This is a genomic window from Exiguobacterium mexicanum, from assembly GCF_005960665.1.
GTDB lineage: Bacteria > Bacillota > Bacilli > Exiguobacteriales > Exiguobacteriaceae > Exiguobacterium > Exiguobacterium mexicanum_A.
Genome location: NZ_CP040676.1, coordinates 91,103 through 111,209, shown reverse-complemented (window position 1 = coordinate 111,209; position 20,107 = coordinate 91,103). Strand labels below are relative to the sequence as shown.

Annotated in this window: 25 protein-coding genes and 1 riboswitch; of the genes, 9 read left to right on the top strand and 16 right to left on the bottom strand. The window is 53.4% G+C overall.

What is annotated here, in order from left to right:
* Positions 1 to 94 precede the first annotated feature (94 nt).
* Positions 95 to 409, top strand: coding sequence for a hypothetical protein (locus FED52_RS01030; protein WP_138858601.1), 315 nt, complete (start codon positions 95 to 97; stop codon positions 407 to 409).
* A gap of 85 nt (positions 410 to 494) precedes the next feature.
* Positions 495 to 1,280, top strand: coding sequence for an SDR family oxidoreductase (locus FED52_RS01025; protein ID WP_138858600.1), 786 nt, complete (start codon positions 495 to 497; stop codon positions 1,278 to 1,280).
* 31 nt (positions 1,281 to 1,311) lie between these two features.
* Here the strand turns inward: FED52_RS01025 and FED52_RS01020 are convergent, their stop codons facing one another.
* The 10 genes from FED52_RS01020 to FED52_RS00975 form a co-directional block, all read right to left on the bottom strand.
* A complete protein-coding gene (locus tag FED52_RS01020) occupies positions 1,312 to 2,109 on the bottom strand; it encodes a GNAT family N-acetyltransferase (RefSeq protein ID WP_138858599.1) in 798 nt (265 codons plus the stop codon).
* 67 nt (positions 2,110 to 2,176) lie between these two features.
* Positions 2,177 to 3,244, bottom strand: coding sequence for a saccharopine dehydrogenase family protein (locus FED52_RS01015; RefSeq protein ID WP_138858598.1), 1,068 nt, complete (start codon positions 3,242 to 3,244; stop codon positions 2,177 to 2,179).
* A 60-nt stretch (positions 3,245 to 3,304) separates the two neighbouring features.
* The gene (locus tag FED52_RS01010; RefSeq protein ID WP_138858597.1) at positions 3,305 to 3,781 is read right to left on the bottom strand and encodes a hypothetical protein; all 477 of its coding nucleotides are present in this window, start codon (positions 3,779 to 3,781) and stop codon (positions 3,305 to 3,307) included.
* Positions 3,782 to 3,871: 90 nt separating this feature from the next.
* Complete coding sequence (locus FED52_RS01005; RefSeq protein ID WP_138858596.1) at positions 3,872 to 4,501, bottom strand: NADPH-dependent FMN reductase; 630 nt, start codon at positions 4,499 to 4,501, stop codon at positions 3,872 to 3,874.
* Complete coding sequence (locus FED52_RS01000; protein WP_138858595.1) at positions 4,498 to 5,490, bottom strand: ring-cleaving dioxygenase; 993 nt, start codon at positions 5,488 to 5,490, stop codon at positions 4,498 to 4,500. Before FED52_RS01000 ends, FED52_RS01005 begins: the two co-directional genes overlap by 4 nt.
* Positions 5,491 to 5,530: 40 nt before the next feature.
* Positions 5,531 to 5,962, bottom strand: coding sequence for a MarR family winged helix-turn-helix transcriptional regulator (locus FED52_RS00995; protein WP_138858594.1), 432 nt, complete (start codon positions 5,960 to 5,962; stop codon positions 5,531 to 5,533).
* 136 nt (positions 5,963 to 6,098) lie between these two features.
* Complete coding sequence (locus FED52_RS00990; RefSeq protein ID WP_138858593.1) at positions 6,099 to 7,226, bottom strand: tetratricopeptide repeat protein; 1,128 nt, start codon at positions 7,224 to 7,226, stop codon at positions 6,099 to 6,101.
* A 48-nt stretch (positions 7,227 to 7,274) separates the two neighbouring features.
* Positions 7,275 to 7,814, bottom strand: a complete 540-nt coding sequence (locus FED52_RS00985; RefSeq protein ID WP_138858592.1) for a ribonuclease FAU-1 family protein — start codon at positions 7,812 to 7,814, stop codon at positions 7,275 to 7,277.
* 64 nt (positions 7,815 to 7,878) lie between these two features.
* Positions 7,879 to 8,865 carry a DUF58 domain-containing protein gene (locus tag FED52_RS00980; RefSeq protein WP_167491720.1) on the bottom strand — a complete coding sequence of 329 codons (987 nt, stop codon included), beginning with the start codon at positions 8,863 to 8,865 and terminating at the stop codon, positions 7,879 to 7,881.
* A gap of 69 nt (positions 8,866 to 8,934) precedes the next feature.
* Positions 8,935 to 9,855, bottom strand: a complete 921-nt coding sequence (locus FED52_RS00975; protein WP_138858590.1) for an AAA family ATPase — start codon at positions 9,853 to 9,855, stop codon at positions 8,935 to 8,937.
* Positions 9,856 to 9,953: 98 nt separating this feature from the next.
* Between FED52_RS00975 and FED52_RS00970 the strand changes: the two genes are divergently transcribed.
* Together FED52_RS00970 and FED52_RS00965 are read left to right on the top strand one after the other, a co-directional pair.
* On the top strand, positions 9,954 to 10,646 hold the full coding sequence (locus tag FED52_RS00970) for a hypothetical protein (protein WP_138858589.1): 693 nt from the start codon (positions 9,954 to 9,956) through the stop codon (positions 10,644 to 10,646).
* Between the two features lie 92 nt (positions 10,647 to 10,738).
* Positions 10,739 to 11,485, top strand: a complete 747-nt coding sequence (locus FED52_RS00965) for a hypothetical protein (RefSeq protein WP_138858588.1) — start codon at positions 10,739 to 10,741, stop codon at positions 11,483 to 11,485.
* Position 11,486: 1 nt separating this feature from the next.
* Here FED52_RS00965 and FED52_RS00960 read toward each other — a convergent pair whose 3' ends face one another.
* A complete protein-coding gene (locus FED52_RS00960) occupies positions 11,487 to 12,455 on the bottom strand; it encodes an aminoglycoside phosphotransferase family protein (protein WP_138858587.1) in 969 nt (322 codons plus the stop codon).
* Positions 12,456 to 12,497: 42 nt separating this feature from the next.
* On the opposite strand from FED52_RS00960, the gene FED52_RS00955 reads away from it, so the two are divergent.
* From FED52_RS00955 to FED52_RS00945, 3 genes are all read left to right on the top strand, one after another.
* Positions 12,498 to 12,818: a hypothetical protein gene (locus tag FED52_RS00955; protein WP_138858586.1), complete on the top strand. Its 321-nt coding sequence runs from the start codon at positions 12,498 to 12,500 to the stop codon at positions 12,816 to 12,818.
* Positions 12,819 to 12,842: 24 nt separating this feature from the next.
* Positions 12,843 to 12,941, top strand: a riboswitch (TPP riboswitch).
* A 64-nt stretch (positions 12,942 to 13,005) separates the two neighbouring features.
* Entirely contained in the window at positions 13,006 to 13,494 is a 489-nt protein-coding gene (gene thiW / locus FED52_RS00950) for an energy coupling factor transporter S component ThiW (protein WP_138858585.1), read from the top strand.
* A 64-nt stretch (positions 13,495 to 13,558) separates the two neighbouring features.
* Complete coding sequence (locus FED52_RS00945; RefSeq protein ID WP_029594454.1) at positions 13,559 to 13,825, top strand: hypothetical protein; 267 nt, start codon at positions 13,559 to 13,561, stop codon at positions 13,823 to 13,825.
* Here FED52_RS00945 and FED52_RS00940 read toward each other — a convergent pair.
* On the bottom strand, positions 13,820 to 14,299 hold the full coding sequence (locus tag FED52_RS00940; protein ID WP_138858584.1) for a GNAT family N-acetyltransferase: 480 nt from the start codon (positions 14,297 to 14,299) through the stop codon (positions 13,820 to 13,822). The genes FED52_RS00945 and FED52_RS00940 overlap by 6 nt on opposite strands.
* Positions 14,281 to 14,781 (bottom strand): YcxB family protein, encoded by a 501-nt coding sequence (locus FED52_RS00935; RefSeq protein ID WP_167491718.1) that lies wholly within the window; start codon positions 14,779 to 14,781, stop codon positions 14,281 to 14,283. The genes FED52_RS00940 and FED52_RS00935 overlap by 19 nt, the downstream gene beginning before the upstream one ends.
* A 93-nt stretch (positions 14,782 to 14,874) precedes the next feature.
* Here FED52_RS00935 and FED52_RS00930 point away from each other — a divergent pair, with 93 nt between their 5' ends.
* Together FED52_RS00930 and FED52_RS00925 are read left to right on the top strand one after the other, a co-directional pair.
* On the top strand, positions 14,875 to 15,273 hold the full coding sequence (locus FED52_RS00930; protein WP_138858582.1) for a VOC family protein: 399 nt from the start codon (positions 14,875 to 14,877) through the stop codon (positions 15,271 to 15,273).
* Between the two features lie 113 nt (positions 15,274 to 15,386).
* On the top strand, positions 15,387 to 17,216 hold the full coding sequence (locus tag FED52_RS00925; protein WP_138858581.1) for an LTA synthase family protein: 1,830 nt from the start codon (positions 15,387 to 15,389) through the stop codon (positions 17,214 to 17,216).
* 18 nt (positions 17,217 to 17,234) lie between these two features.
* On the opposite strand, the gene FED52_RS00920 is transcribed toward FED52_RS00925, so the two are convergent.
* The 3 genes from FED52_RS00920 to FED52_RS00910 form a co-directional block, all read right to left on the bottom strand.
* Positions 17,235 to 18,119 carry a VOC family protein gene (locus FED52_RS00920; protein WP_138858580.1) on the bottom strand — a complete coding sequence of 295 codons (885 nt, stop codon included), beginning with the start codon at positions 18,117 to 18,119 and terminating at the stop codon, positions 17,235 to 17,237.
* A gap of 14 nt (positions 18,120 to 18,133) precedes the next feature.
* Entirely contained in the window at positions 18,134 to 18,418 is a 285-nt protein-coding gene (locus tag FED52_RS00915; RefSeq protein ID WP_034779732.1) for a putative quinol monooxygenase, read from the bottom strand.
* A 102-nt stretch (positions 18,419 to 18,520) separates the two neighbouring features.
* A complete protein-coding gene (locus FED52_RS00910; RefSeq protein WP_034779733.1) occupies positions 18,521 to 19,978 on the bottom strand; it encodes a methyl-accepting chemotaxis protein in 1,458 nt (485 codons plus the stop codon).
* Between the last annotated feature and the right edge of the window lie 129 nt (positions 19,979 to 20,107).

Here is a 20,107-nt window from a genome sequence, read left to right as displayed (position 1 = left end):
AAATTCCTGTCAAAAGAGTCCTGTACAATTCCTGTAATACGGGTAAATAACTAATGGAAACCATCGTACCGGAATACCGCAGAGGAGGAACGTCATGAGGACACGACTCATCTTTGCCCTCGCGTTTATCGGTCTTTGTTTAGTGGCGGTGTATTGGATTAGTACGTGGGACGACCATCAAATCGAAGGACGGATTGAGCAAATCGATATCCCCCAAATGATGATTGGTCCAAGTGACGTCTCGGGCAATGAAGTCAAGTTGTATACGATTTTAATCAATGATCAGACCGAAGTGACCGGGGGTGCGAACGACGTGCAAGAACTTCGGGTCGGTCAAGTCGTCACGGTGGAGCTCGACCGTGACGCCAAACTCAAAATTGCCGTGTCAATCCATGTAACGCCGGATTAAGCGACACGGCTTTTTTTCAGAAAACGAGCATAGTTTTTAGGGAACGGTGGAATATGAGAACAGGAAGCTGAAAGGAGCGAATTGAATGATTTCAAATGCATTGTTGTCGGGGAAAGTCGCATTCATCACAGGCGCGGCATCCGGAATCGGGCGCGCCGCCGTCATCCGGTTCGTCCAAGCGGGGGCAAAAGTCGCCATCGTCGACTTAAAATTGGAGGATGCCCAGCAACTCGCGAGCCTGATCGGAGACGAACGAGCCATCGGCATCAGTGCCGACGTCGGGAAGGAAGACGAGATGAAACGAGCGTATGAACAGACCGTCGAACGTTTCGGTCACGTCGATATCGTCTTCGCGAACGCGGGTCGTAACGGGACGATCACGCCAATCGAGCATTTGTCGCTCGAGGATTGGAACGGTGTCGTCGAGACGAACTTAACGGGCACGTTCTTGACGGTGAAACATGCCATCCCGTACTTAAAGGAACGAGGCGGCAGCATCATCATCACGTCATCCATCAACGGGAACCGTTATTTCAAAAACTTCGGTTTCAGCGGCTATGCGACGACAAAAGCCGGACAGACCGGATTCGCCAAAATGGCTGCAGCCGAGCTCGCCCAGTTCGGCATTCGCGTCAACTCGATTTGTCCCGGCGCCATCGATACGAACATCGATGACTCGACGAACCGAGACGACGCCTTGCTTGAGGAAGTCGTCATCCCGATTGAGTACCCGGAAGGGAATCAGCCGCTCGCCGGCAAGTCAGGCACGGCCAAACAAGTCGCGGACGTCGTGTTGTTCTTCGCGAGCAACATGTCGAGCCACGTCACCGGTTCCGAGGTGTACGTCGACGGCGCCGAATCTTTGCTTTAACGACAACAGGTCGCCCCGCAGGGCGACCTGTTTATTTGAGGATCGGGCTTTTCATGACCGCTTTCTGATAGAACGGGATAAAACCTAAACGCTCCATATTGCGGCCCGAGGCCGTATCGACTTTCGTTGTGACGGTCACGTACTGACAACCCGCTGCTTTCGCGGCGGCGATCCGCTCCAAGATGAGCTGTGTCTGGTAACCTTTGTTTCGGTAAGCTGGGATTGTGCTCGTCAAAAACAGTTCGCCCATCCCATCCTGGATGGCAAGAATACCACCGGCGACAGCCGTCTCACCTTCGCGGACGAGAAATGCTTGGTTTTCGGGGAGCGCGTAGAAACCTTTCGCTGTATCAATAGTCTCTTGTAAAATCGTTCCCGTCTCGGCAAAGCCAGCCGCGATGGCCCGGGCCCATTCGTTTACGTTATCGGCGTTCACCCGTTCGACCGCGTCCGGTTCATCTGATGGGAACACGAACGCATTCACGTCGAGCAACCAGACGTCGAGGAAGTGGTCGAGCGTATAGTTTCGTTCTTGCAGCAACCGAAGGAGCGACATGTCCGCGAGTGGACAGACTTCGATATGTAGGCGGGACACGTTCTTCCCGCGCACCCACTTCTCCATCTGGTGCAAATCGTAAAAACTGGTCGGTCGATTCAACCCGAAGCCGACCGCGAAACTCGTATTGCCCATCCGGAAGACGTGGCCCTTGTTTTCAACAATCAATTCCGAACCTTCATAGGGAGGGGTCTGTTTACGATGCCGAATATAGGCAGACGTCCCTTCCGCTTTGATGCGTTCGATCCGCCTGGCTAGTTCTAAGCGTCTCATCTCATTCCCTCCCTACTAATCTCCCCTGAGTTTACCACACTTCGATTGCGAACAGATTGTGATTCCGTTACAGCCGGACCTCATCGACGACAAATGACGATGATCCTTCGATTTCTTCGATGAAGTGCGACCCGAACAGCATCGCCGGTGTAAAGCTACCTGGGATGACACGGCCCGATCCGACAAGACGCTTCACGACCTCAAGTGCGCCGTACACGGTGAAGGCATACGTGCTCGCCGTCTTGATGCGAACGATCACTTTACGTCCTGAGGCGTCCGTCGCCTCGCCCCAGACATACGTCGATGATTGCTCCCGCTCCGACTCATCCGGTCCGCTCACGTGCTCATCGACATAACGGAGCAGTTTCCCTTGCACCGCGTCGCTGCCAAGCATCGGGCCGAACCAAGATAAGAGACGCGCCCCGTAAGCGTAAGCCGTCGGGACCGGGACCCACGTCGTGATGTTCGGGATACCCGTCGTATAATAGGCGGTCGAGACATCCCCCCATGGAATCGCAAGTGCCGTTTTCTTGCCGCGTCCGAAATCGATGTGACGGCGTTTCGCCCCGAGCGGGAATGGTGTCAGTTCGCCATCTTTCCGTTCGGCACTGCTCGACCCGAGTCCGCGGATGGCTGTTTTCAGCGTCCCGCGTGAGATACCGGCGGCCGCCGAGAAGCCGAGTGCTAGATTCGTCGCATCCGGCATCAGCTCTTTCAACTTGCGGGCCACACAGTCGGTCGGGATGACGTCAAAGCCGACACCCGAACAAAGCAACACGCCGGCCTCTTGTGCGAGCTTGGCCCGTTTCTTCGAGTGGATGTATTCGAACACTTCGATTTCCCCGGTAATATCCAAGTAATGCGTCTTCGTGGCGAGGCACGCCTCGACCATCGGCCGACTCGTATCGGCGAACGGTCCGGCACAGTGTAACACGAGGTCGATGTCTTCCAATTGGCGCGTCGCCTTATCGAACGACAAGTTAAAAACGCGCGTCTCACACGCGAGCTCTTCCCCGAGCTTTGCGATTGCGTCCGCACGCCGACCCGCGAGCACCGGTGTCATCCCTTCTTTTACTGCTTGCCGGGCAATCAGTTCGCCTGTATAGCCGTTCGCCCCATAAATCATCCATTTCATCACGATTCCTCCTTCAACTCTACAAACATGTCTTTTCTTTGTTCCCTATCCTGCCAACTTTCACCCGTGTAACCGATGCATCACTTCTTGCATCACACCAATCAAATAAACGATGCCAACAGCCGTCACTATGACACCGACGGGGATGACGAGACTCGACCACACCTGCCTTGTTGCGAACCGACAGCCCTTATATGCCAAGTAGCGATCAATCGCCCAATATAATAGCGCCGCCCCTAAACTGAGCCAGAGCAAGACGAGCCCGAACCCGATATGTAACTCAAACGAGACGAGCGGCCCGAACCGCTTCGACATCCGGCGTGTCACCCAATCGCTGAACACCGACGTCAACACGCCGTACGTGACGATGACCGGGAAACTAACTGCCAGATAGGCGGCCGTCAACATCAATAGCCCATTCACCGTATCGCTCACCCCACCGCTGTCCGGATATTGCGGGATGACGACCCAACACGCCAACAAGAGTGCATAAATCGGGGCCGTGAGCGACGCCGCGACAATTTTCCGAGCCCACACGCTCATTCCCCCCTTCTTCTACTCCAACTTTACATGACCCGTAAAAAAAGCGCACAAAAAAACCAGCCTGTTTAAAGGCTGGCCAAATACTTAGTTGTTCGCAGCTTCTGCCGCTTTCGTGCGGACCGTCTGCATCGCTTCTGTCCATGGGACGAGCTGGTCGAGCATGTCGTTGACCGATTGGACTTGCACGTCTTTCGGTGCGAAATGTGTGCCGTTCTCGAAATCTGTGAAGAGCGAGAGCGCTGGGTGGACACGGACGTGGGCGATCAAGAGCTCGCTCAACACGCCGCGTAAGTGTTCTGTCGCACGCGCACCGCCGACCGAACCGTATGAGACGATGCCGGCTGCTTTGTTATGCCATTCGTTGCGTAAGTAGTCGAGGGCGTTTTTGAGCGCACCTGTGATCGAGTGGTTGTATTCTTGGACGATGAAGACGAAGCCGTCCATCTCCGCGATTTTCTCAGACCAAGCACCGGCACCTGTTGCGTCGCCGCCTAGCTCGCCGAGAAGCGGGAGGCTGTAGTCCGCGATATCGATGATTTCATAGTTGGCGTCACCGCGTTTGTCCGCGAGTTCTTTCACCCATTCTCCGACTTGCGGGCTGACGCGTCCTTCACGAGTCGATCCGAGTACGATTCCAATTTTCAACATGTTAGTTCCTCCTTGTGAGTTGGTTGGTTCCTCTTGTTTACCGAACAAACGATTTAAAAAGCTCATTTCATGCCCTCATATTCTTTCTCAAACGTTTTTGTGCTTCTGACCGTATCAATCGGTCGAACCATCGCTTCAATCTGTTCCCGCTTCGGTTCTAAGAACGGCGGGAGTGACAATTTTTCACCGACCGTCTCATACGGCTCATCGCCCATGAATCCTGGTCCGTCCGTTGCCCATTCGAACAGGATTTGCGGCGCGACTCGTGCATAAGACGATTCGAAGAAGAAGCGGTCGACATAGCCTGACGTCGGTAACCCGAACTGTTGCAAGCGTGCCGTCCATTCATCGAGGACACTGCGGTCATCGACACGGAAAGCGACGTGATGCACGGTTCCGAACCCTTGGCGCGCGACTGGTGACGTCTCGTCATGAATGACGACGACTTGCGCTCCGTTTCCACCCTCACCTCCTTCAAAGAGATGCGCGTCGCCTTCTTGTCCGATTTCTTCGAACAACATGACTTGCTCCATCACTTGTTTGAAATACGTAAAGTCCGCGATACGGATGAAGATTGGACCGAGGCCCGTGATGGCGTACTCGAGCGGGACCGGGCCGTTTTGCCACGGTTCGCCTGACGCGACGCCGACGTTGAACTCATCTGAGATGAGCTGGTACGCCTGCTCGTCGAAATCGACGAACGAAAGCGTCTTCTTGCCGAACTGCTCGGCGATGCCTTCATGCTTCACTCCGAGGCGGTCGAATCGACGTTCCCAATACGTGAGCGCCTCATCGGTCGGGACGCGGAACGACGTCTTGGCGATCTCGTTCGTCCCGTGTACGCCTTTTGGGATGCCCGGAAAATCGAAGAACGTCATATCTGTTCCAGCGCTGCCTTTGTCATCGGCGAAAAATAAGTGGTACGTCTGAATGTCGTCTTGGTTGACCGTCTTTTTGACGAGACGCATCCCAAGGACGTTCGTGAAGAAGTCATAGTTCTTCTCGGCGCTGCTCGTAATCGCCGTCACGTGGTGAATACCTTTTACATGGTTCATTAAAATCGCTCCTTTAAAATCTTGATTTCGAGATAGTTAATTAAAAATTTTTTGACGCTTCAGCGCGTTTGCCGATCGTCTTCAATTGAGTGATCGTGTCTGCTAAATCGAGTCCGTCGAAGAGCTCGTCCATTCGTCGTTCATGGGCTGGAAAGATGCATGACATAAGTGTCTGTCCTTCCTCTGTCAGTGCCGCGTACGTGACGCGACGGTCGCTCGGACACGCTTTGCGGATCAAATAGCCTTTCGCTTCGAGCCGGTCGACGATGTACGTCATGCTCCCGCTCGTCAATAATACTTTTTTGCCGATCATTTGAATCGGTTGGTCGCCTTTATGGTACAGCAATTCCAGGACCGAGAACTCGGTCGGATTCAGCCCGTACTCGGCGACTTCATGCTTGACCACGTCTTGAATCGATTGCGAGGCCCGAAGCAACACCGTGATGGCTTTTAATGTGTTGGATTGTTTCATCTGTTCCCCTCCTCTGCTGAGAGAAAACAATACTTTAAATTTCATTATCTTTAATTCGAGATAAATATAACACGTTAAACTTGATGGGTCAATCAATTCGACTCAAAAAAAAGACGAGTTGCCTCGTCTTGTCGTTTCAGTCATACGTCTCGTCCAAGTTACGCGCATAAAACGCGATGGCGCGACGATACCGTTTAATGCTGTCATCCGGCTCCGGGCTTGCGAGCAGTTCGAGCAACGTACCGGTCGCCTCAGTGTGGCGCCCGAAATTATAATGGGTCATCGCTTGAAATACTTTGAGCGCCCCGATGTCTGGGAACTGTTCAATCGCCTTGGCGAACAACGCCTCAGCGTCCTCGTAGCGGCCGAGCGCCCGATACGTGCTGCCGAGTCCGATATACGTCTCCCGGAGCTCTTCGCCGGCGAGGCCGAGCCGGATTGCCCGTTCATAATGCGGGACGGCTTGCCGCTCTTCGCCGAGCGAGTCATAACACCAGGCGCAATGGGCATGGAGGCGTGGGTTCTTCTCGTCTTGTCGGAGCAACATGAGCAACAGCTGCTTTGCCCGTTCGAGCTCTCCGTTCTCGCGGAGACGAATCGCTTCGTCGAGCCCCTTCTCTTCAGGAGTTTGGACTTCCAAGTCACTCAAGTCATCAAGCCACGCTTGCAACAACTCGTAATAGCGACCGACATGGACGCCATCGACGAGGGCATGATGCGCTTGAACCGAGAGCGGCATCGTCATCCGGTCACCGGTCTCCGTGAATTTGCCCCAAGCGATGCGCGGCACCGTATCATGCTGTTGATCGTGTGTCGGGTGGCTGATGCTCGTGAACGTGACCCAGGGCACGCTCGTGATGTAAAGCAGGCCGTCCGGTTCATCGTCGCCGACGACGACTTCCCGTTTCGCCCCGCTCATCCGGGCCGTCACTTCTTCCATGAAGTCCGGGAACGTGTCTTTATAGGTCGCCGTGCAAAAATTGAAGACGTCATCGTCCATCATGACAGTAAAGGACGGATGCACGACGTCATGCTCGATGACCTCGTCGCCGCGGATACGGTAGCGAAGCTCCGGGATGGCATTCGCCGTCTTGACAGCACCGTACAAGAACAGTTTAAAGAACGACTGGCCGGTCCGTTTGGCGTGCGTATGTAACTTCGTCACATCAACGCTCGCCGTCACATTGAAATGCGGAGCGTCAAACGCCTTGAAGAATTCGTAGTGCTTCTTGCGCGACCACGTCTCGGTATTGATGATTTTCATGATTCGTCCCCCTGTTTTTTTTTCACTGTACCAAAGGGAACAGGCCGTTCAAAGTTTTTGCTTCAACTCGGTGTAATGCTCGTTCGCCAAGTCGAAATAGACGAAGTCCCGACGTTCAATCCGATCGAGCGTCGCATGGAAGTCACGCCAGCCCTGCTCGACGAGCTCCGGCGTCAGTTCTCCGGCCTCCGTCGCTTCCTCGAACTCGTCCTCGTCTTTGCGGACAACGTCCCCGTTCGGGAAGATGAGGATGTCGAGCAACAAGTCGTCCATATACGGGATTCCGTCCTCGTATCCGATCGCTTCGACGATATCGATGTACCATTGAACGATGTGCCCTTCATCATTAAACATGACGGTCACACCGAACGGCTCGTTGTCCGGGAAGTATTGGAGCCAGGCGTAGCCAGCGTCGGCGACGATGAACTCTTCTCCCTTGTGCATCTTATATTGCGGTGCGCGGACCGCATCGATTTGAAACAAGGCGACGGTCCCGGAGAAACGGTCATCATGTACCTCCATTTGCGCGTAGCGATGTTGCAAAATCCGTTCCCAGTCTCGACGATTGGCAAATTTCCGTTTTGGCATATGTCTCTCTCCTTTTGACCCAGTTCATAACTATAGAGTTCGTCAAAATCCGACATTCCCCTGTTCAATCGTACAAATTATGCTGATTGAACCAAACGAGATGGCTTTGCTTCAACCGTTTTCGTTCGACCATCCGCGTAAAGGCGTCTGTCGAGATGAAGCGATTGCCCGGGTGAATCGTCGCTAACTGCAACAAGATGAATCGTATGCCGCGCTCGCCTTCTTGAAGCCGGATATGAACCATCGTCCCATCTTCTTCAAAACGATTCAAGAATAACTCAATCTTGCAGTCCTCTTTCAACAAACGTGACGTGACGAAAGCGACTTGACTGATCAGCGATTCGAAATCATGATGGAGCGTGTAACCGGATGGTCCGTTCAAATCCACGGCGAACGTGAACGTATCGAGCGTCGTCTGTTGAAACACTTTCGACTGCAATCGTCCGAGTTTTGCCGTCGCATACCAGTCGATTTCCTTGACCGGTTCCCCTTCATACGGTTTCGATCCAATCAGCTGCAACGGATTTCGAAGCGGTGACGCCAAGTGCGGCCGTTCCCCGAGCGCTAGCCGCTTCGTCCCGACCGGTGGATGCAACAGGAGCGATGGAAGCACGGTCCACTCTGTATCGACCGGTCGTTCATACAAATACGTCCCGAGACGGAACGGGAGTGTGACGGCGATGACGCATTCCTCGAACATGGCTGGACCGCGATACTCGGCGCGCACGACCAATTCGTGGCGGGCGCGACCGACATCGACCTCATAGTCGAGCACGTTCGGAAGGCGCTCCTGCGCCGGAAAGCTTATTCCTGAGCTCGCCTTCAAACGAATGCGAAGTGGCAGGCCGAGCCGATTCAACTCGTCCACCCCATCGACCACCAACACGAACCGACTCTCATCTCCGACAAACAGCAGTTCTTCGTATTGCGTGAACCGGAGATCGATGTGCCGCTCGAGTTGTTGCCGCGTCCGCTCCAGCATCCAAATCGCACTCGCTACAATGAAGCATATGTAACCCAATCCGTATACGTACGGGAAGAACACGAGCATGGCTCCGCTCACAAGATATATAGGTAGGAGCCGTCGCTGCAACCAAACGTGCGTGGACAGGATCATCCGTCAGCCCTCGACCGGCACGGGCACGGTGTCTAAAATGTGTGCAATGACGTTCGCTTTTGTCGACTTGATGCCGCCTTCAAGCGTCAAGCTGATCCGATGGGCGAGGACGTACGGCGCCACGGCTTTGACGTCTTCCGGGATGACGTACAGTCGGCCGGCCAAATAGGCATAGCTTTGACAAGCGCGGAGCAGCGCGATCGCGCCACGTGGGCTGACTCCGACCTCGACGGACGCGTGCGCCCGGGTCGCATGGACGAGACCGAGCATATAGTCGAGGACATCGTCCTGAATCGCGACTTGTCTCGTCTCGGCCTGCGCTTCTTGCAGCGAGGCGAGTGACGTCACGGCCTCGATTTGTTTGCGGGTCTCGGTCAACACTTGCAACAACAGTTCTCGCTCTGCGGCGGCTTCCGGATAGCCGACCGGAATCGAGATGAGGAACCGGTCGAGTTGCGCGTCTGGGAGCGGGAACGTCCCAGCCGATTCAATCGGGTTTTGCGTCGCGATGACGAAAAACGGCTTCGGCATCGGATACGTCTTCCCGCCGATTGACACTTGTCGTTCCTCCATCGCTTCGAGCAGCGCCGACTGGGTGCGCGGGACGGCTCGATTGATTTCATCAATCAGGACGATGTTTGCGAAAATCGGACCTTGGCGATGGTCAAATCCTTGCGTCTGCATATTGAAGTAGTCGGTCCCGATGACGTCGGACGGGAGCAAATCGGCCGTAAATTGGATGCGCGAGAATGACCCGTCCAAACTGCCGGCGATCGCTTTGGCGAGCAATGTCTTCCCAGTTCCAGGTACGTCCTCGAGCAAGATGTGCCCTTCGGCGAGAAGCGCCGTGCAGCAGAGCCGGACGACTTCACCTTTCCCCAAATACACTTCATTCAACTGTTTGATGACCGCTTCGATTCCCATTTCGTTCCCCTCCGTTGGTAGATGTCTTATTCGAAGTTTACCTGTTTATGGTAATATAGACAATAAATAGTCTGAACATTCCGATAAGGAGGGAAAGGATGAAGTGGTCATCTCGATTTATAGGATTCCTTGTTGTGACAGCTTGTCTCGTAGTGATGTTCGTCTTTATCAGCAAGGAGACGTTCAGTTGGCTTCAAACGATCAATACACCTGCTCCAATCAGTGTGATCGAAATGGGCAAGCCAGAAGAGGCACCACCGCCAAAAGGTGGTATTGATTTGGGTTCTACCGATGAGAAGGGAAACGGTGGAGAACGGCAAGTGAAGGAAGACATGCTCAAATTCAAATTTGGTAGCGGGGATGGTGATGCCCCAGGCGGACTCGGCACATTGTTCGCCTTCCTTGCTGCCATCGGGTTGACCGTCTATGGCGTGCGTAGATGGCTGCGTCGTCGACGGGGGAAAGGATTCACGTTTTCTAGTAGACAGAATGCCTTTGCGCCACTGTCTCTCAACGCGGACACATCGATTGAGGCACGGACGTTCCCGATGCTCACGAATATCGAACTGAGGGATTGGCTGATCACGTTCAACGCGTCGCTCGCCCCTGAGTTAAAACTTCGGACGAATGAGACGGTCGTCGACTGGTTCGAGCGCATCGAGCTGACAGATATCGATGCCTCGCTCTATCATCTGATTCGCTATGGTCCCGCATCCGATCATGACATCCCGTTCGAGCAGCAACAACGCTTTCACGAGGCACTCGACCGCTACTTGAAGCGGCAACCCTGAGCGAGAAAGTACCCGGGTTCTCAATGACTGGCAAACATGCTACGCTCATTGATAATAGGAAAAAAATGTAACTTTCTTAGGAGGTTTGATTGATGAAACGCCTAGGCCTACTCGGATTCAGTGTGTTCTTGCTGACCGGATGCACGGATCCAGTCGAGAAACCACTCGTCCCGGCTGATACAAACGAGCCATCGCCCGAAGAAATCACCACATGGACGCGCGAAGACTTCAAGGACGTGTTCGACCAATACGAAAAAGTCCCGCCGCTCTTGAAGGCCCTCGAGAACGATGGAATCACCCCGTTCCGCGAGACGTTCGAGCACGTCGTCATCGCCGGCGACGGCATCCATCATACATACGCCGATATCCATCCGTTCAAACTCGACGACGGCACTTATGCCACCATCTATGAGAGTGAAAATGGAGACATCGCCAACGGTCCCGAGTCGGTCGCGCCGCTGTTTTGGCAAGAAGCGTCGTTCCTTCAATTCGTCGAAGAGATTGAGAAACGAAAATACGGAGCGAGTGCCCCGCCAACGGACGTCGTCTTGACACAAGACGAGTTCCAGGCGCTCTATAACCGCCACGCCTATACGTCCGCGCTCATCGTCGAGCTCGACGAATGGGGCGTACAACTGGCGCGCGACCCGCTCGAAGATATCATCATCGCTGGAAACGGGGTCAAGGAAGTGAAGGCCGATTTAATCGTCTTTGAAGTCGAGGGCGGTTACGCCATCGTCTACGACCAAGACGGTGAAATCTTCAAAGGGCCGGAGTCGATTGCTCCGCTGTTTTGGAGCGAGACGGATTATGAAAACCTACTCGAGAAACATGAATGACTTATGGGAAGCGTCGTTTCAAGTCCCGGTACTCGAGTAGCAAATTGAGCCATTGCGCCGGCTTATCGCTCGACTCAGCTACATCGTACCGGTATCTCGTCACATACACATGCCACGACAAGGCACGATAGACGCAACCGAGCTCTTCGGCGATCAATAGATGACGCCAAAGTACGTCCTTGGGTGCGACGCCGCTCCACGCTTCCAAGTAAACCGTACGCATCGTTTGAATCTGTTCATACCAGGCGACCTCGTCTTCTTCCGGCAATAAGTCGTACAGCGCGTTCCAAAACACGCGCACGCTGAAAAACGGATGCGTGACGGTCGCGTCGCCCCAGTCGAGGATACACAAATCATTCGTCCGTTCCCGCCAGAAGATGTTGCCGCCGTGCAAATCACCGTGCTCGAGACTCATCGGCATCCCAATCGCCAGCTCATCGCACATCGCGATCAATTCATCTTGAAGCGCGAGCATGGCCTCGGCTTTGTATTGCTCGAGCCCGGCGCAGAGCTCAGGTAAATACGTACGGATTTCGTCCTTCAACTTGTCCGGTCGGCGGTCCGGGATGCCGTAAGACAAGCAGGTCTCGATCTGGTCGATCTCCTGTCGCTGCAGCTGTGCGTATTGACGCAACGCCGCTTCGTATCGACTCACGTTAGGTCGTTCACGTAACGCCTCACCGCCGATGTCTCGCATGAGTAACCAATGCTGAGCGAACTCGATGGCGATGACGTCAGGGATGAGACCCGGATGCCGCTCGGCTAGAAGCGCCGTCAGTCCGGCCTCGCCACGGCTGATGTCGGTCACCGCTTTGGCATAGTAACGTTCCTCATCGAGCGCGCCAACAAGCAAGTACGTCAAATCGGTATCTTTGATCACGTGCCACCTCGCATTCGGCACGTTTGCCTCAATCCATCGTTCGAACCGTTCACGAAACGATCGGTCACGCCATGGGATTGCCTGTCTCATCCTGTTCACCCTTTCTTTCATCATCTCCTAGGAGGAAACGATATGGACGTTGTATATTACTCATACCCGGTCGATGCCATCTTGTATATGTATTTAGGGGCGACGGCCGTTGTCAGTCTCATCATTGGTCTGCTCGTCTGGCGTCTGTTCAAGCGACGGGATGTCGCCTTTTGGACCACGCTCGTGCTCAGCTTCATCGGGGTCTCGCTCTCGCTCGTTTGGTTTCAACAGGCGTCCGTCGCCGTGTTCATGGGGACACTCCCGTGGTTGATCAATCTCGTCTTTTCGCTAGTGTTGTATCTTCTTTTCTGCGGCATCGTCTATTTTATATTTCGACCTCGAAAAATGGGGGCAACGAAATAACGCTATGCTATACTCATGTTAATAAACGACCACTAGGGGAGCCTTCGGGCTGAGACGGCATGCGCCGGACCCTTCGAACCTGATCTGGCTCATACCAGCGTAGGGAAGTGGTGTGGGATTCGTCTGTCTTTCCACGCCACTTTTCCACTTGGAGAAGTGGCGTTTTCATTTTGAAAGGAGACTATCTATGCGTATTCAACAACTCACTTGGATGGCGATGCTCATCGCCATCGCCGTCATCGGTTCCCTGTTCATCTCGATTCCGACCGGTGTCGCCCGTGCCTATCCGATTCAACATATGGTGAACGTCATCGCCGCCGTCACCGTCGGGCCGATCGGGGCCGTTCTCGTTGCGTTCGTGACCGGAATCGTCCGTGTCATGACCGGTACCGGGTCGCTCTTGGCCTTTCCCGGAGGTATGATTGGGGCGCTTTTGGCCGGGGTCTTCTATATGAAGACGAACCGCGTAGCCTTCGCCGCATTCGGTGAAGTCATCGGGACAGGGCTCATCGCCTCGCTCGTCGCCGTCCCGTACGCCAAGGTGTTGATGGGGAGCGAGTTCGGGGCACTGTTCTTCTTCCCGGCCTTCCTTGCGTCGAGTGTGACTGGCGCCGTGCTCGGCTGGATCGTCTTGGCTCGGGTCAAGCAATTACGACCGCTCACGGTGAAACGATAAATAGGAGTTCCCCCCGCTGAAAAAAATGGTAAAATCAGGATAACACATACTGGGAGGTCATTTCTTGAATCGATTGACGCTATTATTGGCGGCCACCGCTTGCCTGTTCATGTCCGGTCTCTTGTACACGCTCGAACGCATCGCCACGTTCACCCGCTGGAATGCTCAGATTGCGACAGGCACGTTTTCCAGCGAGCCGATGTTCGTCGATGTGTTGCTTCAAAACGTGTTCATCTCGATTTTCGGAGTGGCTGCCATCGTCCTCTTTTTCAAAGCGGGCAGTGCTGTTCAAGGCTCAACGACGACGAAAACAGGGACGGCCGACTTATGACGGCTGTCCCTGTTTGACGTGATACACCCAAATCTCTTCCCCGTTTGCCTCATCAATCAAGCCGCTGTCGACAAATCCACCCTTCGCATAAAATCGTTTCGCCGGTTCGTTCGTCGGATGGAGACTGAGGATGAGGTCATCCACATCGAATCGCTCTTGAATCCACACGAGTGCCAACTGTAAAAAGCGTGACCCGATTCCTTTCCCTTGCTCTGTCACATCGATCATAAATCGATCGAGCCAGATGTAACGCTCCACCTTGTTCTCGGCCCCAATCATCATGAAGCCGACGGGATGATCATCGCGACAAAGTGCATAGCACTGCCACGCATATTTGACATCGGTTTCCATCTCGCGGAGCGATTCGGCGTTCGTTTCGATAAAACGGGCTTGGTCAGAAGCGACGGTCAAGGCGACTAAGGCATCCCGGTTCGTTTCATCGACGAGTTGAATCGTCAGCGTATCGGCAGCCATCGGCGCACCTCTTCCATGTCTAGTCCGCGCTTCGGCAAGATATAGGCGCTGACCGAGGAGTTGTATAGATACACATAATCGTCCTCCTCGACGACTTCCTTGATTCCTGCCCATGACACACGCGCCTCGCCGAATTCGTTTAAATCGCGCAGACCGTTTTCCTCCAAATCCATCGTATGCAAGCCAAGCATACCTTCGTTGCTTCGTTCGTCGATGAGACGCCGCGTCTGCTTCCGGACATGCCGTTCAAAGTATTTCGGATAATACAGGAACCAAATAATACTCGCGACCCCGTATATGCCATATAGCCACCAGTCCGTCTCTTGGAGCCACGTCGCCAGCACGAAAGCAGCGCCTAAAAAGATAAGTGGTCCGATGATTCGCTGTAAGAGGATCATCCGCTTTCCGGTCTTCGAACGTTTAATATGGCTCAAGTTGAACCGGATATAGTCGTCTTCTGTCAATTCGTATTGGATTTTCATCATCATTCCCTCCTCGGTGTCCTATACGTCTCACGTGAAGAAAAGTTCCGTTCAGAACGTTGATTGGATAAACTAAAAGAAAGGAGTGACATCATGAAACAAATCCACCATCTCTGCATCCAAACGTCCGATTACGAGGCGTCCAAACGATTCTATGAGGCGCTCGGCTTCGAGCTCGTCCAAGAGTCACCCGACTTCCACACCCGAGCGTTCAACAGCTGGCTCAAACTTGGCGATTTCTATATCGAGCTTCAAACGGCAAAAGTCGACGAGACGTTGTCGCCTTATTCAAAGCACGTGGCCGGCCCGGTCCACTTCGCGCTTTATGTCGATGACCTCGAAACAGAAGTGCGGCGCCTCGAGGACCTCGGTGTAACGTTCCTACCAAAGCACGGCGGGAACATCTACTTCGTCGTTGATGGTCATTTGAGTAAATTAAAAGCCCCGGAAGGCACGATTATCGAGCTCCGGGACACGTTTGTCATCAAGTGAGGCGCTGCCTTGCTTTTTTTATTGCCAAAATCGCACACCCTCATGTTTTTCGCCGTCTTCGAACAGGTACAAGATAAAGAACACACTTTGTCCGTACCGTTTGGAGGCCTTTCATGAAATATCTCGATTATTGGAGTTACTTATCGCTCTCCCTCGCCAAGCTGTTCCTCTTCAGCCTGTTGACCGCGAGCGCGTTCGACCTACCTTTTCTATTCATCAACCTCGCGACCATCTTGATGATGACGAGTTGGGCGCTACTCGTAAAACCGCAGACACGTCGCTGGATTTTGTTCGCGTCGCTGTTTCTGCACAGCACGCTACTCATCTCGGACGTCTGGTATTACCGCTATTTCGGCAACTTGCTGTCGGTCGCCCTACTGTCTGATATCGGCCAGATGGGAGACGTCGGGGGCGGATTTTTGACATTGATTCAAGCACCCGACTTCATCTTGTTCACGGATTTGCTCGTCTACGCGGCTATCCTCGTCTATATGAAGCGACACCCCATCACGGAATCGAAACGCCTCGGTCGCCGTTTGGCAGCTTCCGGCTTTCTGATCGGCCTCATCGTCTTTACCGTTCCAACCGCCGTTCATTACGCCGAGGCAGACCATCGCAAGACCCCGATTTCGAATATGCGTGAGTATTATCAGTTCGGATTTTGGGGCTATCACGGGCTCGATACGTTCCGTGGCCTTCGCGACGCGTTGAACCTCGGTGACGACCTGACGGAACGGGAGCGCGGCCAAATCGAAGCGTTGGCGACCGAACCGGTCGAGGCTACAGCCGACACGAACGTCATCGTCGTTCAGCTCGAGTCGTTCCAAACGTCCGTGATCGGCCAGACCGTCAACGGTCAAGAACTGACCCCGAATTTGAATGCGCTTCGCGACGAGATGCTGTACTTCCCGAATTTTTATCATCAGACGCACGAGGGCCGGACGTCCGATGCGGAATTTACCGTCAACGCCTCGCTCTATCCCGTCCAATCGGGGTCGGTGTATACGCAATACGCCACGAACACGTTCGACGCCTTGCCGGAGCAATTACGGCGCGCTGGTTATGACACGGCCGCGATGCATGCATTCGACAAGGAGTTTTGGAACCGCGCCAACTTTTATGAGCAAATCGGCTACAACCATTTCTTCCATCAAGACGATTATCCGACGAAGCCTGTCATCGGGATGGCGGTCGGTGACAAGGAGTTCCTGACGACGTCAGTCGACCATTTGGACACGTTGGACGAGCCGTTTTATTCCTTCATGGTCGCGTTGACGAGCCATACGCCATATGAGATTCCGGACGAGGAGAAACGATTGGATTTGTCGGGGTACGACGACTCGCTCCTCGAGGACTATTACCACACAGTCCACTACAGCGATGCCGCCGTCGGTCTTATGGTCGAACAATTGAAAGCAGACGAGAAGTGGGACAACACCCTCGTCGTCTTTTATGGTGACCACGACAGCGGATTGACCGCTGCCGGTGACGAGATGGCCGTAAAAGCAGATGCCGACTCCACGGTCGAGTTGTTCCAGCTTGACCGCTCCGTCCCGTTATTCATCAAACCGGCCGGGCTCGAACGAGGTCAGACGGTGCAGGCGAGCGGCGGGCAAGTCGACCTGGCCCCGACCATCCTCGATTTGCTCGGGATGACACCGACGTATATGCTCGGACGCTCGCTCCTCGACGATGAGCCGAATTTGACCGTGTTCCGGAACGGCTCCTTCCGCTACGACGACCTCTATTTCGTCCCGGATTTGACGGAGCCGGTTGGCAGCGGCATGTGTTATTCGGTCGAGACCGGTGATGACTTGCCGCTTCAAGCATGTGAGCCGTATATTGACGAGGCCGCCGAACAGCTTCGCTTATCCGATACAATGATTGAGAAAGACGCCCTGTCCGACTTCACACAACACGACAAACAAGCCGCCCCGAACTAATCGGGACGGCTTGTTTTGTCAGTAGACGTTTCGTAACGCCTTGACGTCGATTTTCTTCATCGGCAAGAACGCCTCGGTCACTCGTGCCAATTGTTCCTTTGTTCCGGTCGTCAGCATCTCTTCCATCTCCCACGGCACGATTTGCCAGGAGACGCCATAACGATCTTGGAGCCAGCCGCACTGTTCCGCTTCCGGGACGACCGACAGTTTGGCCCAGTAGTCATCAATCTCGGCTTGTGTCTCACAAAACGCGATCAGCGACTGCATCTCGTTGAAGGCGAATTGATGATTTTCCGCGCTGTCCATGGTGACGAACTCGCGTCCGGACAAGACGAAGCGGGCGTAATTGAGTTTCCCTTCCAACTCCGGTCCGTCTGTCGCCTCGTAACGGATCAGATGGTCTTCCAGCACGTACGAATCCGGGAAGATGGAAATCCAGTCGTTCATGGCCGCCTCAGCGCGCCCGAAGACGTCCCCGACGAACAAAAAGCATGGGGTCACCGTCTGGATGTCCATCCCGCCGCTATGCATGATTTGCCAAGAGACACCGTGTTTGTCTTTTAACCAGCCGTAGCGCTCGCTGAAGTCATACGTATCGAGCGGCATGAGCACCTCTGCCCCCTCCACAAGCTCGTTCCATAGCGTCTCTACTTCTTCCGACGTCGGGAACGCAACCATATACGAGATGGACGGGTTGCGTTCCTTCAACGGACCCGCCCCGAGCAGTTGAAAGAACTGTCCTGCCAGCGAGACGGTCACAACCGTCGTCTCCCCGGAAGGTGTATCCGTCAGTTTCGTCGTATAGTCGACGAATGAATCCGGAAACTTCGACACGTACCACTCCGCAATCGCCTCGACGTCACCTTCAAACCAAATGCACGGGATAATCGATTGGGTAATCATCGGATTGACTCCTTTCAGACTTCACGCAGACGATACACATCACGGACGGCGAGCAGCGTCTCGGCTGCCTTTCGGTATGCTTGATAATGTGGTGAGTTGATGTGATGGTCGAGCGCCGTCTCGTCTTCATATTGCTCATAAAACACAAACGTACCTGGGGCGTCGATCGACTCATGGAGCACATACGTCAAACACCCCTCTTCTTGTCTCGACGAGGGGATGACCTCATCGAGCGCTTGCCGTAACTCGTCCTCTTTCCCCGGATGTGCCTTCAAGATAGCGGTGATTGTAATTGCCATATGCGATTCCTCCTCATTTTAGGACTGACGCAAAACTGTTCCCGTTTTGGAAGAGATGTATACGCAAATGGACACGCCTATTTGTAAAGGCGTGTCCATCGTTTAGACGAGTTCGTTCGCAATCTCGTTCAGTTCTTCAATTTGATCTTTCAACGAAGCTAACGCTTCTTGCTGTGACATCGTCAGCACATGAACGTCTTGACTGTTCACTTCGAGCGCTGTCATTAGTGCCGACATTTGGGAAGTCACTTGGTGAACTTTGTTCAGTTCTGATGCGACGACTTGGAGCTGTGTCGACGTCTCATCCACGGTGCTTGCGACCGTTCCTGTCGTTTGGATCATGGAGAGAATCGATGTTCCGCTCTTACGTACTTGTTCTTCCTGCGTCGATAAACGTTCTGTACTACCATCGATTGCACGTTCCGTCACTTGCACCTCCTGCATGACGAGTTGGATAATATCATTGATTTGAGATGAGGCTTGGGCCGTTTGAGCCGATAGATTCCGAATTTCGGACGCGACGACTGCAAATCCTTTTCCGTGTTCCCCCGCTCGCGCTGCTTCAATTGAAGCGTTGAGCGACAGCAGGTTCGTCTGAGACGAAATCTGCTGGATCGTACCCGTGATGGTCCGCACTTCTTGGAAACGCTCCGCCAATCCTTTAAACGCATGATTGACTTCACTGATACTTAAGTTCAGTTCAGCGAGCGACCGTTCTGTCGAGTCCATATTTTCATGCGATACATGAGCGTCCTGCAAGACCCCACTCACTTGAGACGTCGTCTCCTGGAGCTGTTGTTGCATCCGCTCAAACGCCTGTACAGTTGAACGAATTTGCGAAGCGACGTTTTGAATCAGACCTGCTTGTTCCGACGTCCGTTTCGTCATCAAACCGATTTGTTCTGTCACTTGCTCCGAAGCATTTGTGACAGAGTCGACTGAATCATTCATCGTGAAGACGGCCCCATGAAGTGTGGTCGCACTCGCTGTCGTCTTCGCCATCGTTAGCTCGATTTCGCTAGCGTGTTGTTCTGACTTTTCTTGTTGCGTGAACGTCTCATGTAACAACTTCGCACCAAAGAATGACACAAAGTATGCGCCAGACAAAGCCATTGTGAGCACAGTGAACCAAATGACGAGATCGAGCGGCGTTTCAAATGAAAAGCGCCCAATCAATACAGCTCCGACCGATACGATAAGCGCGAGAATGCTGCCGTACAGCACAAGATGCCGATTCAAGTACATCAACATCAATACGATATACAGAAAGACGATATTTTGAATCGCAGTACCTGGCAGCGTCAAGATAATTGCTGAAGCTGCAATGTACATCAACGTGACGAGCCCATACTTCAACCAAGTATGTTCCACATAGAAGCGATGGCCCAGCCACGATGCGGCTTGAATGACACCACCTATCAGAATAAAATTGACTGCGCCTTGCCCCGCGAGCTCCCCCATCCAATACAAAACACCCATGATCGGATAAGAGAGGAAAAATAAAATAATCACCATGCGCGATACAAACAACGAACTCATTTTTTCAAAATGATTCACCATAATTGTTGCCTACTTTCAATAGAATAAAGATCTATATTATATTTCGGCGTATTTTTATTAATCTCAAGTCCGTCTTTCTCCATTTCGCTGACATTGACTCAACAAATAAAAACAGCACAACAATTGTTG

Coding starts and splice junctions, on each gene's coding strand:
- FED52_RS00980 (WP_167491720.1), bottom strand. CDS start 8,865: ATGCTCGTGTTCTTCCCGTACGTATACGGATTGGGTTACATATGCTTC.
- FED52_RS00930 (WP_138858582.1), top strand. CDS start 14,875: ATGAAACAAATCCACCATCTCTGCATCCAAACGTCCGATTACGAGGCG.
- FED52_RS00915 (WP_034779732.1), bottom strand. CDS start 18,418: ATGGCAATTACAATCACCGCTATCTTGAAGGCACATCCGGGGAAAGAG.
- FED52_RS00955 (WP_138858586.1), top strand. CDS start 12,498: ATGGACGTTGTATATTACTCATACCCGGTCGATGCCATCTTGTATATG.
- FED52_RS01030 (WP_138858601.1), top strand. CDS start 95: ATGAGGACACGACTCATCTTTGCCCTCGCGTTTATCGGTCTTTGTTTA.
- FED52_RS00985 (WP_138858592.1), bottom strand. CDS start 7,814: ATGCCAAAACGGAAATTTGCCAATCGTCGAGACTGGGAACGGATTTTG.
- FED52_RS01000 (WP_138858595.1), bottom strand. CDS start 5,490: ATGAACCATGTAAAAGGTATTCACCACGTGACGGCGATTACGAGCAGC.
- FED52_RS00965 (WP_138858588.1), top strand. CDS start 10,739: ATGAAACGCCTAGGCCTACTCGGATTCAGTGTGTTCTTGCTGACCGGA.
- FED52_RS00910 (WP_034779733.1), bottom strand. CDS start 19,978: ATGGTGAATCATTTTGAAAAAATGAGTTCGTTGTTTGTATCGCGCATG.
- thiW (WP_138858585.1), top strand. CDS start 13,006: ATGCGTATTCAACAACTCACTTGGATGGCGATGCTCATCGCCATCGCC.
- FED52_RS01025 (WP_138858600.1), top strand. CDS start 495: ATGATTTCAAATGCATTGTTGTCGGGGAAAGTCGCATTCATCACAGGC.
- FED52_RS01020 (WP_138858599.1), bottom strand. CDS start 2,109: ATGAGACGCTTAGAACTAGCCAGGCGGATCGAACGCATCAAAGCGGAA.
- FED52_RS00990 (WP_138858593.1), bottom strand. CDS start 7,226: ATGAAAATCATCAATACCGAGACGTGGTCGCGCAAGAAGCACTACGAA.
- FED52_RS00970 (WP_138858589.1), top strand. CDS start 9,954: ATGAAGTGGTCATCTCGATTTATAGGATTCCTTGTTGTGACAGCTTGT.
- FED52_RS00995 (WP_138858594.1), bottom strand. CDS start 5,962: ATGAAACAATCCAACACATTAAAAGCCATCACGGTGTTGCTTCGGGCC.
- FED52_RS01015 (WP_138858598.1), bottom strand. CDS start 3,244: ATGAAATGGATGATTTATGGGGCGAACGGCTATACAGGCGAACTGATT.
- FED52_RS00920 (WP_138858580.1), bottom strand. CDS start 18,119: ATGATTACCCAATCGATTATCCCGTGCATTTGGTTTGAAGGTGACGTC.
- FED52_RS00960 (WP_138858587.1), bottom strand. CDS start 12,455: ATGAGACAGGCAATCCCATGGCGTGACCGATCGTTTCGTGAACGGTTC.
- FED52_RS01005 (WP_138858596.1), bottom strand. CDS start 4,501: ATGAGCTTTTTAAATCGTTTGTTCGGTAAACAAGAGGAACCAACCAAC.
- FED52_RS00940 (WP_138858584.1), bottom strand. CDS start 14,299: ATGGCTGCCGATACGCTGACGATTCAACTCGTCGATGAAACGAACCGG.
- FED52_RS00975 (WP_138858590.1), bottom strand. CDS start 9,855: ATGGGAATCGAAGCGGTCATCAAACAGTTGAATGAAGTGTATTTGGGG.
- FED52_RS00935 (WP_167491718.1), bottom strand. CDS start 14,781: ATGAAAATCCAATACGAATTGACAGAAGACGACTATATCCGGTTCAAC.
- FED52_RS00925 (WP_138858581.1), top strand. CDS start 15,387: ATGAAATATCTCGATTATTGGAGTTACTTATCGCTCTCCCTCGCCAAG.